This window comes from Pseudomonas sp. PvP001, assembly GCF_040546375.1.
GTDB classification, from domain to species: Bacteria; Pseudomonadota; Gammaproteobacteria; order Pseudomonadales; family Pseudomonadaceae; genus Aquipseudomonas; species Aquipseudomonas coleopterorum.
In genome coordinates, this window is sequence record NZ_JBEPNQ010000001.1 from 1967714 (window position 1) to 1981438 (window position 13725).

Here is a 13725-nt window from a genome sequence, read left to right on the forward strand (position 1 = left end):
TTTGGATTTTTCGAGCCCGGACGCGGCTTGCGCCGCTGCTACAGGGATCGTGGTATGCCCCTGTAGCAGCGGCGCAAGCCGCGTCGGCGGTGCATGGGATCCGCTCGATAAAACGCGTCCAATCCAGAATAGGCATGCGTCATTCACTATCAACGTTACCGATGGTGACGCCCGACAACGGTGCCCAAGCCCACGAAAATCCCCGCACTGGTGCACTGAAACCCTCAATCTAGAGCCCTCGCGGCAAAACATCATTTTCGTTGATTGTTACCATTGCCTTTATGAACTTTTCTATCGAATTTCAAAGAGTAGCATTGGCTCTGTACCCAATTTCTGCCCTCCCAAGGAGCGCCTACATCATGAAACGCCAATTGCTGCTTTCCCTGACCCTGTCCGTCCTGGCTGCCAACGCTTTCGCCATGCCAGCTGCGGATCAAAGTGTTTCCGCCGAGCTTCGCTCCAGCGCTGCCAGCTACAGCCAGCCTTACCTGGCCGAAGATGGCTCGGACCGTACCCCACAAGGCGCTGTCGCCGAGAACGGTTCGGACCGCACCCCTCAGGCCACTTTCGCTGAAGACGGTTCGGATCGCACTCCACAAGGCACCTTCGCCGAGAACGGTTCCGATCGCACTCCGCAGGCCACCTTCGCCGAAGACGGCTCGGATCGCACCCCACAAGGCACCTTCGCCGAGAACGGCTCCGATCGCACGCCTCAGGCCACCTTCGCTGAAGACGGTTCGGATCGCACTCCACAAGGCACCTTCGCCGAGAATGGCTCGCAGCGCCTGCTCGATCGTCAAGACCAAGCCAACGCATGAGCCTGCTGTTCGAGGTCTCCGACAAAGCCCGGTTTCTCCAGACCGGGCTTTCCGATCCAGCCTGACCCGTCGTTGATGCAACCCATCGCCCCGCCTTCCTGGTTCGACGCCCAGCCTGTCAATTTGCTAGAGTCCTTCGCTGCCCTTGCATAGAAGCACCGTCGATGTTGCCGCGCGCCGAACAGAAACAGCAGACCCGCCTTGCCCTCCTCGAAGCCACACGCCAATTGATGGCGGCCGGCCGAGGCTTCGGCAGTATCAGCCTGCGCGAAGTCGCCAAGGCTGCCGGCATCGTACCGACCGGCTTCTACCGCCATTTCGACGACATGGACCAGCTCGGTCTGGCCCTGGTCAACGAAGTCGACGCCACGTTTCGCGCCACCCTGCGTCTTGTGCGCCACCATGAAATCGTGGTCGGCGGGCTCACCGCAGCCTCGGTGCGCATCTTTCTCGATGGCGTAGCCGCCAACCGCCCGCAGTTCCTGTTCCTCGCCCGCGAGCAATACGGCGGTTCCCTGCCCGTGCGCCAAGCCATCGCCACCCTGCGCGCGGGCATCAGCGCGGACCTGGCGACAGACCTGGGCTCCATGCCCAAATGGCAGCACCTGGACAGTGCCTCGCTGCAGGTCATGGCCGACCTGGTGGTCAAGGCCGTGTTCGCCACATTGCCGGAACTGATCGACCCACCGGCACCCGACCTGCCGGCTCACCTGACGCCCGAAGCGAAGATCAGCCAGCAACTGCGCTTCATCTTCATCGGCGCCAAGTACTGGAAAGGGCTCAGCCAATAGCCCTCGCGCCTTGCACTGGTGCGCGCAGATATCATCTGCACTGAAGTGGTGCGCAAAACCGCCCTCTTTTCTGGCAACAGCCAAGCGCTGGTGGTGATCCAAAGGTTGGCAAGACACTTGCTCTGCATTGGCCACTGCCTTCAGAAGGACGCCACCAATGCTGGTTATTCACCGCCGAATCGCACCTGCGGACCAATGGGCTGCCGAGCTGCACCTGAACTTCGAGGCCCGCAGCAAAAGTCGCTTGCGCTGTTTCAGTGCCGAGGGTGAAGATGTCGGACTGTTTCTCGAACGCGGCCAGCCTCCCTTGCACGACGGCGAATGCCTGCAGGCCGAAGACGGTCGAGTGGTGCGCGTGTGCGCCCGTCCCGAGGAACTGCTGCACGTCACCTGCGCAAGCGCCTTCGAACTGACCCGCGCGGCCTATCACCTGGGCAATCGCCACGTCGCCCTGCAAGTCGGTGACGGCTGGCTGCGCCTGCTCGACGACTACGTGCTCAAGGCCATGCTCGAACAGCTCGGCGCACAGACCCAGACCCTGCTCGCCCCTTTTCAACCCGAGCACGGTGCCTACGGCGGTGGTCACCATCATTCGCGACACGGCGAAGAAGGCTTCAACTACGCGCCCAAACTGCATCAGTTCGGCGTGCGCACGTGAACAACGCCTGGGCCTTGCTGCGCCTGGCCAGCCCACAGTTGCCGATCGGTGGCTACAGCTATTCGCAGGGCCTGGAAATGGCCGTGGAAAACGGCACGGTCAACGATGCACAGAGCGCCCATCACTGGATCGCCGACCAACTGCTGCTCAACTTGGCGCGCTTCGAAGCGCCCCTGCTGCTCGCCCATTGCATGGCCGCAGCGCAGGACGACTGGGGGCAACTGCTGGAACTGAGCGCCGAACACCGCGCGAGCCGGGAGACCCGCGAGCTGCAGCTGGAAAGTCGGCAGATGGGCTATTCGCTCAAGCAACTCCTGCTCGGCCTTGCCGAACTGGATATCCCAGCCCGCCGCTACCTGGCTCAGATCGAAGAACCTCATCTGGCACTGGGCTGGGCGCTGGCTGCGCGCGCTTGGAACATCCCGGCGCAGGACGCGCTGGCCGCCTGGCTGTGGAGCTGGCTGGAGAACCAACTGGCGGTGCTCATGAAGACCCTGCCCCTGGGCCAGCAGGCCGCCCAGCGCCTCACCACCCAATTGCTACCGACTTTGCAGTTGGCCCAGCGCAATGCCACCGAATTGGATCCTCAACACTACGGCAGTGCCGCCTTCGGCCTGTCCCTGGCGAGCATGGCCCACGAACGCCAGTACAGCCGCCTGTTCCGTTCCTAGGAGAATCACCATGAATACCCAACCCCTGCGTGTCGGTATCGGAGGCCCGGTAGGCTCCGGCAAGACCGCGCTGACCCTGGCCCTGTGCCTGGCCCTGCGCGAGCGCTACAACCTGGCGGTAGTCACCAACGACATCTATACCCGTGAAGACGCCGATTTCCTGGTACGCAACCAGGCGCTCGCCCCCGAGCGCATCATCGGCGTGGAAACCGGTGGTTGCCCGCACACCGCCATCCGCGAAGACGCTTCCATCAATCTGGAAGCCGTGGACCAGCTCAATCGGCGTTTTCCGGGCCTGGACCTGATTCTCGTGGAATCGGGTGGCGACAACCTGTCCGCCACCTTCAGCCCGGAGCTTTCGGACCTGACCATCTACGTGATCGATGTGTCCGCCGGCGACAAGCTGCCGCGCAAGGGCGGCCCCGGTATCTGCAAGTCCGACCTGCTGGTGATCAACAAGATCGACCTGGCACCGCTGGTGGGTGCATCCCTGGAGATGATGGACGGCGACACCCGACGCATGCGCGGCGAAAAGCCGTTCGTCTTCAGCAATCAGAAGACCGGCCAGGGCCTGGAGCAGATCATTGCCTTCATCGAGCGCCAGGGCTTGCTCGACGCCGCCTGAGCCTTTGCCACCCTTGCTTTCATTGCAGTGAACACGACGATAAGGAAAACACTCACATGACCTTCAAGACGCTCTTCACCTGTGCAGCCCTGCTGCTGACTCCAGCTGTCGCCTTCGCCCATCCGGATCATGGCGACAACGGCCTGCTGGCCGGTATCGGCCACCCCCTGGGCGGCCTCGATCATTTGCTGGCCATGCTCGCCGTAGGCCTTTGGGCGGCGCAGCAACAGGGTGCAGCGCGCTGGGCGTTGCCGTGCACCTTCGTCGGCACCATGCTCATCGGTGGCCTGCTGGGCTTTGCCGGCCTGGAACTGCCCGCGCTGGAAAGCGGCATTGCCGCGTCGGTGCTGGCGCTGGGTCTGGCCGTAGCGCTGGCGGTGAGGCCACCGCTGATCCTGGCCGTGGTCGCCACCGCGCTGTTCGCCCTGTTTCACGGCGTGGCCCACGGCCTGGAGCTGCCGGACATGTCCAGCCCCGTCGCCTATGCGGCCGGCTTCGTCGCCGCCACCGCTGCACTGCACGCGGCCGGTTATGCCGTCGTGCGCTTCCTGCCCAAGGCCGCGGCGCCGCTGGTACGCGTGGCCGGTGCCCTCTCGGCATTGACCGGCGCATGGTTGCTGGCCGGCTGATTGCGGCACGCCCCCCCTGCCTGGGGGGGCCTTGCTTTAGGAGCCGTGACCGACACCTGCTACCATGTCGCGCAAAACGCCTCCGATGATCCCGCCAATGCCTGACCCATCGCTGCACGCCGCCCTGGCGGCCACTCAAGCGCACTTTCGTGACACCGTCCTGCCATTGTGGCAAGGCGCCGGCTTCAACACCGAACTGGGCCTGCCGTTCGAAGCGGTGAACGCCACTGGCCAGCCGTTGCCGGCGCAGCGCTATCGCGCCATGGCGTGCGCTCGTCAGCTGTATGTGTTTTCCAGTCTGATCGACCAGCCCGGTGCCCGCGAACATGCCGCCACCCTGTTCCGCTCCCTGCAACGGCATTTCCACGATGCCGAGCACGGCGGCTGGTTCTACAGCATCGACGCGCAAGGTGCACCGCTGGATCGGCGCAAGGATCTGTACACCCACGCCTTCATCGTCTTCGCCTGTGCCCACTACTGGGAAAAGGTGCGCGAGCCGCTGGTGGAGTCGGTGCTCAACGCCGCCCTGGAAGTGATCGCCACCCGGTTTTCCACAGGCGACGGCCTCTACGACGCCCTGCTCGGCGAAGACTGGAGCGATCAGGGCGCAGGCCCTTTGCAGAACCCCTTGATGCACCTGGCAGAAGCCTTCCTGGCAACCCTGGCCGTGCGTGACGATAAGCCTACCCAGGCGGCGCTGCTGGCCCTGTGCGAGGCCATGCAGGCGCGTTTCGTGGAACCCGAACACGGCATCATGCTGGAGAAGTCGCGCGGCGCTGTGGATAACTGGTTCGAACCGGGCCATCAGTTCGAGTGGCTGTTTCTTGTGCAGACCTCACCGCTGCTGCAGGGCAGCGCCCTGCACCGCTCCCTGCAGCGCGCCTTCGGTTATGCACAACGCACCGGCGTGCAGGATGGGGTCGTGATGGCGATGCTCAAGCTCGACGGCGAGGTCCTCGACGCCACTCAACGCATCTGGGCGCAGGCGGAGTACCTGCGGGCCCTGACGCTGCAGCCCGATGCCGATGTCGGCGCGCAGTTGCAGGTGTTGCGCGAGCGCTTCCTGCACGGCGCCGGCTGGCACGAGTGCCGCGATGGCGAGGGGATGGTCAGCCGTACCGACATGCCATCGACCACCCCCTACCACCTGCTGACCTGCTATCAGGGGCTGCAGGCGTTCGTCTGATCCCCGGCCGGTCAGGCCTTGCCAGGACGCTCGACTGCAAAGCCGGCCCACGATTGCGTGACCGGCATGACTTCCAGGCTGTTGATGTTGATGTGGGGCGGCTGGGTCAGAATCCAGTAGATGGTTTCGGCGATGTCCTGCGGCTGGATCGGGTTGGCGCCTGCATAGGTGGCATCGTAGCGCGCCTGGTCACCGCCGAAGCGCACCAGCGAGAATTCGCTTTCGCACATGCCCGGCTCAAGGTTGGTAACACGCACGCCGGTACCTTGCAGGTCACAGCGCAGGTTCAACGAGAACTGCCCGACAAAGGCTTTGGTGCCGCCGTACACGTGGCTGCCGGGATAGGGGTAATTGCCGGCCACAGAGCCCAGGTTGACGATCGTTGCACCCTTGCCGTGGGCAATCAGGCGCGGCAGCAGCAGCCGCGTGGCGTAGATCAGCCCTTTGATGTTGGTATCGACCATGGTGTCCCAATCGTCCAGGTCGCACTTGGGCGCAGGGTCTGCGCCCAATGCCAGACCTGCGTTGTTGACCAGCCCACTGATGCTGGCGAACTCCTCGGGCAACCCGGCAATCGCCGCCTCCATGGCCTTGCGGTCACGTACGTCGAGCACCAGCGGGAGCACGCGCGTCTTCGCCGACAGCTCTTCGCTCAACGCGGTCAGACGCTCTTCGCGGCGGCCGGTCAGAATCAACGACCAGCCGGCCTCGGCGAAACGCCGCGCGCAGGCTTCGCCGAATCCGGACGTGGCGCCAGTGATGAATACCGTGGAAGTCATGCGGTTCTCCTGAGGGTGTGGCTGCGGCGCATGGGCGCGTCAGGCTCAAGCCGTGGCCACCGAGAATGGGGGCTTTGCAGAATGCCCGGCCAATGGGCCGTATGCAACTGATCAATAATCGACCACCCGCGCCAAACCCGCAGGGTTAAAGGCTCGCGGACGGTTACCAGCATGTTATCCACAAGCGGTTCCACAGAGACTGGGGGCAATTGTCGTTGCCGGCACTGTCTCACTCCGGTGGCCGAACAGGCGCCGTTAGAACTTTTTGGCTTGACCGGCAAGGGCTATTGCGCATGCCTGCTTCGCCCATGGTTGGCAGGGGAAATACAACCAAAGGCGCAACGCCAGTGAATACGCCCCTTTTCGAGGTATTTCCAAGGCTTGTTCACAGAGTTATCCACAGGACGTTGGACTGCTGTCACTCTGGTTGGCACGGTGGATAAAACAGTTGACAAAGCCACCTGTCGACCCCCATGAAACCCCTGTGCGTTTTTTGATCAGAAGCCTGCAAGCCTCGATTCCCGTGGGCTGCAGCGTGATACCACCAAGTTGTCCACAACCGGTTCCACAGCAATTGGGGACAAGCGTGGATTGTGGCATTCCGATGACCAACAGTGGTTTTATGTCGCAGGCGCGCGCTGCGCCGGATTTGTTTTCCACAATTGCGCGAACCCACGAAAAACGCCCCGGACGGGGCGTTCTGCGGCGCTGTAGCTTGGTATCAGTGCCCGCCCAGGTAGGCGTTGCGCACCTCGTCGTTGCTGAGCAGCTCACGGCCCGTTCCGGTCAGACGGATCTCGCCGTTGACCATCACATAGGCACGGTCCGAAAGCCGGAGCGCGTGGTTGGCGTTCTGCTCGACAAGGAAGATGGTCATCCCGCTCTGCGCCAGCTCGCGCAGGGTCGAAAAGATCTGCTTGACCACGATCGGCGCCAATCCCAGCGACGGCTCGTCGAGCAACAGCAGCTTGGGCCGACTCATCAACGCACGTGCGATGGCAAGCATCTGCTGCTCACCACCGGACATGGTCATGGCGCGCTGGTTGCGCCGCTCCTTCAGCCGGGGAAACAGCTCGAACATGCGCTGCATGTCTTCGCTCGAGTGCTTGTCGCCGATGGGGATGGTACCCATCATCAGGTTCTCTTCCACCGACATGTCGGGAAAGACCCGGCGGCCTTCCGGCGACTGGGCGATGCCGTTGGAGGCGATGTAGTGGGACGACTTCTGGGTGATGTCGGTACCACGGTAGATGATCTGCCCCGCACTGGCGCGCGGCTGGCCGAAGATGGACATCAGCAGCGTCGACTTGCCCGCACCGTTGGAACCGATCAGGCTCACCGTCTCACCCTCATCGATGTGCAGCGAGACCTTCTTCAGCGCCTGGATCGGACCGTAGTGAACGTCGATCTCCTTCAATTCGAGGATGGGCGTACTCATACCAGCTCCTCCTCTTCGGCGCCCAGGTAGGCCGCGATGACCTTGGGGTCGCTGCGGATCTCTTCGGGTTTGCCCTTGGCGATCACGTTGCCGTGGTCCAGCACCACGATGTCGTCGGAAATGCTCATCACCATGCCCATGTCGTGCTCGATCAGCACCACTGTCATATCGTGTTCGTCACGCAGCAGGCGGATCATGCCGCTCAGCGCCTCGGTTTCCTGAGGGTTGAGGCCCGCCGCCGGTTCGTCCAGGCAGATCACCTGGGGCCGGGTGCACATGGCCCGGGCAATCTCCAGGCGTCGTTGCTGGCCGTAGGAAAGCTCGCCGGCCAGGCGGTTGGCGCAGTTCACCAGGTCCACCACTTCCAGCCAGTAGAACGCGGTCTTGATGGCGTCCTCTTCGGCCTTGCGGTAGCCCTTGGTATTCAGGATGCCCGCCAGCATGTTGCGGTTGACCCACATGTGCTGGGCTACCAGCAGGTTTTCCATCACCGACATTTCCTTGAACAGGCGAATGTTCTGGAAGGTACGGGCCAGGCCTGCGCGGTTCACCAGGTGGGTACCGCCGAACATCTTGTACCAGACGCGGCTGGCGAAGCTGCGCGGCGAGACGAAGTCCGCGGCCTGGAACGGCTCGCCCAGCAGCTTGATGACATTGGTCTTCTGGCCGCGGGCATTGAGTTCGATACGTCCGCCAGTGGCTTTGTAGAACCCGGTCAGGCAGTTGAACACCGTGGTCTTGCCGGCACCGTTGGGGCCGATCAGGGCGAAGATCGAATTGCGCCTGACCTGCAGGCTGACATCGCTCAAGGCCTTGATGCCACCGAAATGCATCATCAGCTTCTCGACCGACAGAATGACTTCGTTACTCATGGCGTAGTCCCCTTGGCATCGATCAATGCACCTTTCACCGGCTTGATGCCGGTACGGCTGATACGGATCAAACCCCGTGGCCGCCAGATCATCATCAGCACCATCAATACACCAAACAGCAATACCCGGTACTCGGAGAAACTGCGCAGCAGCTCCGGCGCCACGGTCAGCACGAAGGCGGCAATCACCACGCCAACGGTCGAGCCCATGCCACCGAGCACCACGATGGCCAGGATCAGCGCCGACTCGAAGAAGGTGAACGAGGTGGGGTTGACGAAGCCCTGATAACTGGCGAAGAACACCCCGGCCAGACCTGCGGTGGAGGCACCGATGGTGAACGCCGAGAGCTTGACCAGCACGTGGTTCAGGCCCATCGAGCGGCAGGCGATCTCGTCCTCGCGCAGCGCTTCCCAGGCACGCCCTACCGGCATGCGCGTGAGTCGATGCTTGATGTACAGAACGGCCAGTACCACCAGGAACAGCACCGCATAGATGAACACGAATTTCAGGTCGGGGTTGTATTCGAAACCGAAGTACTCATGGATCGGCACCCCGCCGTCACGGGCGCGACGGCCGAACTCCAGACCGAAGAAGGTGGGCGACGGCACGGGAACGCCGTTCGGCCCGCCGGTGAACGACAACCAGTTGTTGAGCACCAGGCGAATGATCTCGCCGAAGCCCAGGGTCACGATGGCCAGGTAGTCCCCGTGCATGCGCAACACCGGGAACCCCAGGATGCACCCCGCCAGCGCCGCGGCGATCGCGGCCAGCGGCAGCGCCGACCAGAAGCCCAGCCCCAGGTACTGGTAGCCCAGCGCCAGGCCGTAGGCGCCAATGGCGTAGAACGCCACGTAGCCCAGGTCGAGCAGACCGGCCAGACCGACCACGATGTTCAGGCCCAGGCCGAGCAGTACGTAGATCAGCCCGAGAATGACCACCGTGAGGATGTACTTGTTGGCGAAGATCGGGAACACGATGGCAATCACGATCAGCGCCGGAATGATGAAGCGCAGCCGCGACTTGTAGTCCGGCGGCAGCACGTGCACACCGGAGCCCGAACTCTCGAAGCTCTGGGAGATGGCCAGCCCCCGGGGTGTCTGCAGGAACAGGCTGAGCAGGAAGCGCCCGGCCATCACCGCCGCCACCAGCCACGCCACGCGGGCCGGTTGCAGGTTGAAGCTGTAGCCGTCGAGCACGATGCCGACGATGGGGCCGAACACGATCAGCGCCAGCAAGCCGGCAATGACCATGTCGACCAGGCTTTTCTTGATATCGACAGGTTTGGCAGTAGGTGCGGACATACTTATACCTTCGCCACGAGTGGGCGAACCCAGCAGGCCTTGGGGACGGAAGATCAGGATCAGCACCAGCAGGCCGAAACTGAACACATCCTTGTAGTCGGAGTTGATCAAACCGGAGAACTGCGATTCGGCAACCCCCAGGATCAGGCCACCGAGCATCGCACCGGGCAACGAGCCGATGCCGCCCAGTACCGCTGCAGTGAACGCCTTGATGCCGATGATGAAGCCGGCATAGAAGTCGAACGTGCCGTAGTTCATGGTGATCAACACCCCGGCCAGGGCCGCCATGGCGGCGCCGATGATGAACACGTAGGAGATCACCCGGTCGGTGTTGATGCCCAGGATGGAGGCCATCTTGCGGTCCTGCTGGGTCGCGCGGCACATGCGCCCCAGCTTGGTGAACTTGATGATGTAGGTCAGCACGCCCATGCCCACGAAGGCAGCGATGAGGATGAAGATCTTGGTGTAGGTGATCTGTACGAAACCGGTGCCCACTTCGAAGCGCCAGGCGCCTTCGAGCAGCGTCGGTACGCCTTGCTGACGAGCACCCTGGCTGATCTGCGCATAGTTCTGCAGGATCAGCGATATACCGATGGCACTGATCAGCGGCGCCAGCCGGGTCGAGTTGCGCAGCGGCTTGTAGGCCACGCGCTCGATCACGAAACCGTACACGCCGGTCACCACGATGGTGAACACCAGCGTACCGAGAATCAGGAACGGAAAGGATTCGAGGCCGAAGAACGACAGCACGGCCAGGCCGATGGCCGCCAGGTAGGCGCTGATCATGTACACGTCGCCGTGGGCGAAGTTGATCATGCCGATGATGCCGTAGACCATGGTGTAGCCAATGGCGATCAAGCCGTACACCGACCCGAGGGTCAGTCCGTTGATCATTTGTTGCAGGAAGATACCGTCCATCATGCACTCTCACGAACGTCTGGAACCGCGCACCGCGCAGGGTGCGGGCAGCCCTGAAGGCGCCCGCCACCCGTCAGGCGGTATGGAGGGAAACGGGGGCCACCGCAGGGGCGGCCCCGGCTGGCGTACGCCAGCGCAAACGTCCTACTTCTGCTGTTCCAGCTGCTTGTACTTGCCTTCGGCGTTCCACTGGTAGACCACGTAGTCGGACACTTTCAGGTCGCCCTTGGTGTCCCAGGCCTTTTCGCCCATGACGGTCTTGACCGGGTTGGCCTTGAGCCACTTGGCCGCGTCTTCACCCTTGTTCGATTTGGCGCCGTTGAAGCCTGCGGCCAGTGTCTGCAGCGAGGCGTAGGCGTACAGGGTGTAGCCTTCAGGCTCGTAGCCGGACTTGCGGAATTCGTCGACCACGGCCTTGCTGTCGGGCAACGCGCGCGGATCGGCGCCGAAGGTCATGTACACACCGTCGACGTATTGCGCGCCGCCGGCGGTGGTGACCAGTTCGTCGGTGACGATGCCGTCATCGGACATGAACTTAACGTCCTTGAGGCCTTGCTCGCGCATCTGCCGAACCAGAGGACCGGCTTCGGGATGCAGGCCGCCGAAATACACCACGTCGGCGCCGGTGGAGCGGATCTTGGTGACCAGGGCGCTGAAGTCCTTCTCGCCGCGGGTCAGGCCTTCTTCCAGCACCGGTTTGACACCCCGTGCGGTCAACTGCTTGGCCGTCGCATCGGCCAGGCCTTTACCGTAGGTGTCCTTGTCGTTGATGACCGCGACCTTCTTGCCCTTGAGTACGTCGACGATGTAGTTGCCGGCAACCACGCCCTGCTGGTCGTCGCGACCGCACATGCGCAGGATGGTGTCCAGGCCGCGCTCGGTTACCTGCGGGTTGGTCGAACCGGGGGTGATCATGACGATACCGCCATCGGCGTAGATTTCCGACGCTGGAATGGTGGAAGACGAGCAGAAGTGACCGACAACGCCGATCACACCATCCTGTTCCAGCTTGTTGGCCACCGCCACCGCCTGCTTGGGCTCGCAGGCATCATCGCCGGCCACCAGCACGATTTTCTCCCCGTTTACGCCACCGGCCTTGTTGATGGCGTCCGCTGCCGCTTGTGCACCCTTCATGTACTGCTCGCCGAACGATGCGTTGGCACCGGTCATTGGCCCTGCTACACCGATCTTGACGTCGGCTTGAACAATCGACGAAGCGCCCAGCGCAGTTGCCACTGCGAGAGCCAGAAAACCTTTCCTGTAGAACGTCTGCGACATGAGTGGTGCTCCTGAATTTTTTTGGTTGGCACTACAACTTCAGCGCCAAGCTCCGAGCAAGCGCCGTGCCAGCGCATTTACCCAAGTTGCACAGTTTTCATCTTCAGCGAGACACCTAGACGCCCGGACCATTTTCTACAGGTCGTGCAACCGTCTGGCACGGGGCTGGTGATACCGATAATCGAGAGCGGTACAACCCGAGTGAGCCATCATTGCAACCGTGTATTGCGCAAGTGGGCAACCATGCTGTAACAGCGGACGTAACCTAAGTGCACACTGTCGGTGCATAACCGCTACATCGCGCACCACTGGATACTCCCCGAGTGCGCTGTTCCCGCCGCCGCACCCATGTCATTGGCGAGCCCTTGGCAGGGGACCGCGCCGGGCGATGGTGCGGTCGCGTCCACCTGCGTTCGAAAAAGCTGGCAGAATGTGCCCTTACTGTGCGCCACCGCTGTTCCAAATGAGGCACGCGGTTCTGGAGACCCTGATGAGCGAGAGCGTATTCGCCGATCGCATCGTGCAAAACCTGCTCGACACCGATCTGTACAAGTTGAGCATGATGCAGGCTGTGCTCCACAACTATCCCAACGTCGATGTCGAGTGGGAGTTTCGTTGTCGCAACGGGGAAGACCTGCGGCCCTACCTGAATGACATTCGCGAACAGCTCGAACAGCTGTCCGAATTGAGCCTGGGCCCGGATCAGTTGAGCTTTCTGGAAGGCATCAATTTCATGAAGCCGGACTTTCTGCGCTTCCTGGGCCTGTTCCGCTTCAATCTGCGCTACCTGAACATCGGCATCGAGAACGATCAGCTGTTCATCCGCCTGCGCGGGCCGTGGCTGCATGTGATCCTGTTCGAAGTGCCGTTGCTGGCAACGGTCAGCGAGGTGCGCAACCGCATTCGCTATCCCGATGTGCTGCTCAGCCAGCCGCGGGAAAAGCTCTACCGCAAGTTCGAATGGCTGCAGGCCAATGCCAGCAGCGAAGAATTGGCGGAGTTGCAGGTGGCCGACTTCGGCACCCGTCGGCGTTTCTCCTACAAGGTGCAGGAGGAAGTGGTCACGGTGCTCAAGCACGAGTTTCCGGGGCGTTTCGTCGGCACCAGTAACATGCACCTGGCCCGCCAGCTGGACCTCAAGCCGCTGGGGACCATGGCCCATGAGTGGATCATGGCCCATCAGCAGCTGGGTCCGCGGCTGATCGACAGTCAGATCGCCGCACTCGATTGCTGGGTCCGTGAATACCGTGGCCTGTTGGGCATCGCCCTCACCGACTGCATCACCATGGACGCGTTTCTCGGGGATTTCGACCTGTACTTCGCCAAGCTCTTCGATGGCCTGCGTCACGATTCGGGCGACCCGGTGGTGTGGGCGGAAAAAGCCATTGCCCACTACCGCAAGCTGGGCATCGACCCGATGACCAAGACCCTGGTGTTTTCCGATGGGCTGAACCTGCCCAAGTCGCTGGAGATTTTCCGTGCCTTGCGCGGACGCATCAATGTGAGCTTCGGCATCGGCACCAACCTGACCTGCGACATACCGGGCGTGGAGCCGATGAACATCGTGCTGAAGATGACCGACTGCAACGGCCAGCCGGTGGCGAAGATTTCCGACGAAGCCGCCAAGACCCAATGCCGCGATCCCAATTTCGTCGCCTACCTGCGCCACGTGTTCAAGGTGCCTGACGCAACAGGAACCGCCCCCCTGTAGCAGCGGCGCGAGCCGCGTCAAGGACGACGCGGTAGATCACGCTGATTCAG

13 protein-coding genes and 1 pseudogene are annotated in these 13725 nt (G+C 62.4%); 8 read left to right on the forward strand and 6 right to left on the reverse strand.

The genetic code is table 11. The annotated features are described in order from the left end of the window. Positions 1 to 359: 359 nt before the first annotated feature. The 7 genes from ABMD26_RS09015 to ABMD26_RS09045 all read left to right on the forward strand — a co-directional run bounded on the left by ABMD26_RS09015 (position 360) and on the right by ABMD26_RS09045 (position 5378). Positions 360 to 818, forward strand: a complete 459-nt coding sequence (locus ABMD26_RS09015) for a hypothetical protein (protein ID WP_043191081.1) — start codon at positions 360 to 362, stop codon at positions 816 to 818. A 164-nt stretch (positions 819 to 982) separates the two neighbouring features. Continuing rightward, positions 983 to 1609 (forward strand): TetR family transcriptional regulator, encoded by a 627-nt coding sequence (locus ABMD26_RS09020; RefSeq protein ID WP_090355931.1) that lies wholly within the window; start codon positions 983 to 985, stop codon positions 1607 to 1609. A gap of 157 nt (positions 1610 to 1766) precedes the next feature. After that, positions 1767 to 2267 (forward strand): urease accessory protein UreE, encoded by a 501-nt coding sequence (gene ureE / locus ABMD26_RS09025; RefSeq protein WP_049862008.1) that lies wholly within the window; start codon positions 1767 to 1769, stop codon positions 2265 to 2267. Further along, on the forward strand, positions 2264 to 2938 hold the full coding sequence (locus ABMD26_RS09030) for an urease accessory protein UreF (protein WP_056844359.1): 675 nt from the start codon (positions 2264 to 2266) through the stop codon (positions 2936 to 2938). Before ureE ends, ABMD26_RS09030 begins: the two co-directional genes overlap by 4 nt. A 10-nt stretch (positions 2939 to 2948) precedes the next feature. Continuing rightward, entirely contained in the window at positions 2949 to 3563 is a 615-nt protein-coding gene (gene ureG / locus ABMD26_RS09035) for an urease accessory protein UreG (RefSeq protein ID WP_049862010.1), read from the forward strand. A gap of 56 nt (positions 3564 to 3619) precedes the next feature. Then, on the forward strand, positions 3620 to 4192 hold the full coding sequence (locus ABMD26_RS09040; protein WP_354309142.1) for a HupE/UreJ family protein: 573 nt from the start codon (positions 3620 to 3622) through the stop codon (positions 4190 to 4192). Between the two features lie 97 nt (positions 4193 to 4289). Continuing rightward, positions 4290 to 5378, forward strand: a complete 1089-nt coding sequence (locus ABMD26_RS09045) for an AGE family epimerase/isomerase (protein WP_354309144.1) — start codon at positions 4290 to 4292, stop codon at positions 5376 to 5378. A gap of 11 nt (positions 5379 to 5389) precedes the next feature. Here the strand turns inward: ABMD26_RS09045 and ABMD26_RS09050 are convergent, their stop codons facing one another. The 6 genes and pseudogenes from ABMD26_RS09050 to ABMD26_RS09075 all read right to left on the reverse strand — a co-directional run bounded on the left by ABMD26_RS09050 (position 5390) and on the right by ABMD26_RS09075 (position 11964). Further along, complete coding sequence (locus ABMD26_RS09050; RefSeq protein ID WP_049862013.1) at positions 5390 to 6157, reverse strand: SDR family oxidoreductase; 768 nt, start codon at positions 6155 to 6157, stop codon at positions 5390 to 5392. A 721-nt stretch (positions 6158 to 6878) separates the two neighbouring features. Beyond that, positions 6879 to 7595, reverse strand: a complete 717-nt coding sequence (locus tag ABMD26_RS09055; protein WP_049862014.1) for an ABC transporter ATP-binding protein — start codon at positions 7593 to 7595, stop codon at positions 6879 to 6881. After that, positions 7592 to 8467 (reverse strand): ABC transporter ATP-binding protein, encoded by an 876-nt coding sequence (locus ABMD26_RS09060; RefSeq protein ID WP_056844361.1) that lies wholly within the window; start codon positions 8465 to 8467, stop codon positions 7592 to 7594. Before ABMD26_RS09060 ends, ABMD26_RS09055 begins: the two co-directional genes overlap by 4 nt. Beyond that, positions 8464 to 9768: a high-affinity branched-chain amino acid ABC transporter permease LivM gene (gene livM / locus ABMD26_RS09065; protein ID WP_049862016.1), complete on the reverse strand. Its 1305-nt coding sequence runs from the start codon at positions 9766 to 9768 to the stop codon at positions 8464 to 8466. The genes ABMD26_RS09060 and livM overlap by 4 nt, the downstream gene beginning before the upstream one ends. Before the next feature lie 2 nt (positions 9769 to 9770). Continuing rightward, positions 9771 to 10686: pseudogene (locus ABMD26_RS09070) on the reverse strand (ABC transporter permease subunit). Positions 10687 to 10830: 144 nt separating this feature from the next. Further along, positions 10831 to 11964 (reverse strand): branched-chain amino acid ABC transporter substrate-binding protein, encoded by a 1134-nt coding sequence (locus ABMD26_RS09075; protein ID WP_090355919.1) that lies wholly within the window; start codon positions 11962 to 11964, stop codon positions 10831 to 10833. A 490-nt stretch (positions 11965 to 12454) separates the two neighbouring features. Between ABMD26_RS09075 and pncB the strand changes: the two genes are divergently transcribed. Then, positions 12455 to 13675 (forward strand): nicotinate phosphoribosyltransferase, encoded by a 1221-nt coding sequence (gene pncB, locus ABMD26_RS09080; protein WP_134722971.1) that lies wholly within the window; start codon positions 12455 to 12457, stop codon positions 13673 to 13675. Positions 13676 to 13725: the final 50 nt, after the last annotated feature.

What these genes read in the sequence shown, in the direction of transcription:
- ABMD26_RS09075 (WP_090355919.1), bottom strand. Translation starts at nt 11,964, where the DNA reads ATGTCGCAGACGTTCTACAGGAAAGGTTTTCTGGCTCTCGCAGTGGCA.
- ABMD26_RS09040 (WP_354309142.1), top strand. Translation starts at nt 3,620, where the DNA reads ATGACCTTCAAGACGCTCTTCACCTGTGCAGCCCTGCTGCTGACTCCA.
- ABMD26_RS09045 (WP_354309144.1), top strand. Translation starts at nt 4,290, where the DNA reads ATGCCTGACCCATCGCTGCACGCCGCCCTGGCGGCCACTCAAGCGCAC.
- pncB (WP_134722971.1), top strand. Translation starts at nt 12,455, where the DNA reads ATGAGCGAGAGCGTATTCGCCGATCGCATCGTGCAAAACCTGCTCGAC.
- ureE (WP_049862008.1), top strand. Translation starts at nt 1,767, where the DNA reads ATGCTGGTTATTCACCGCCGAATCGCACCTGCGGACCAATGGGCTGCC.
- livM (WP_049862016.1), bottom strand. Translation starts at nt 9,768, where the DNA reads ATGTCCGCACCTACTGCCAAACCTGTCGATATCAAGAAAAGCCTGGTC.
- ABMD26_RS09055 (WP_049862014.1), bottom strand. Translation starts at nt 7,595, where the DNA reads ATGAGTACGCCCATCCTCGAATTGAAGGAGATCGACGTTCACTACGGT.
- ABMD26_RS09020 (WP_090355931.1), top strand. Translation starts at nt 983, where the DNA reads ATGTTGCCGCGCGCCGAACAGAAACAGCAGACCCGCCTTGCCCTCCTC.
- ABMD26_RS09050 (WP_049862013.1), bottom strand. Translation starts at nt 6,157, where the DNA reads ATGACTTCCACGGTATTCATCACTGGCGCCACGTCCGGATTCGGCGAA.
- ABMD26_RS09015 (WP_043191081.1), top strand. Translation starts at nt 360, where the DNA reads ATGAAACGCCAATTGCTGCTTTCCCTGACCCTGTCCGTCCTGGCTGCC.
- ABMD26_RS09060 (WP_056844361.1), bottom strand. Translation starts at nt 8,467, where the DNA reads ATGAGTAACGAAGTCATTCTGTCGGTCGAGAAGCTGATGATGCATTTC.
- ureG (WP_049862010.1), top strand. Translation starts at nt 2,949, where the DNA reads ATGAATACCCAACCCCTGCGTGTCGGTATCGGAGGCCCGGTAGGCTCC.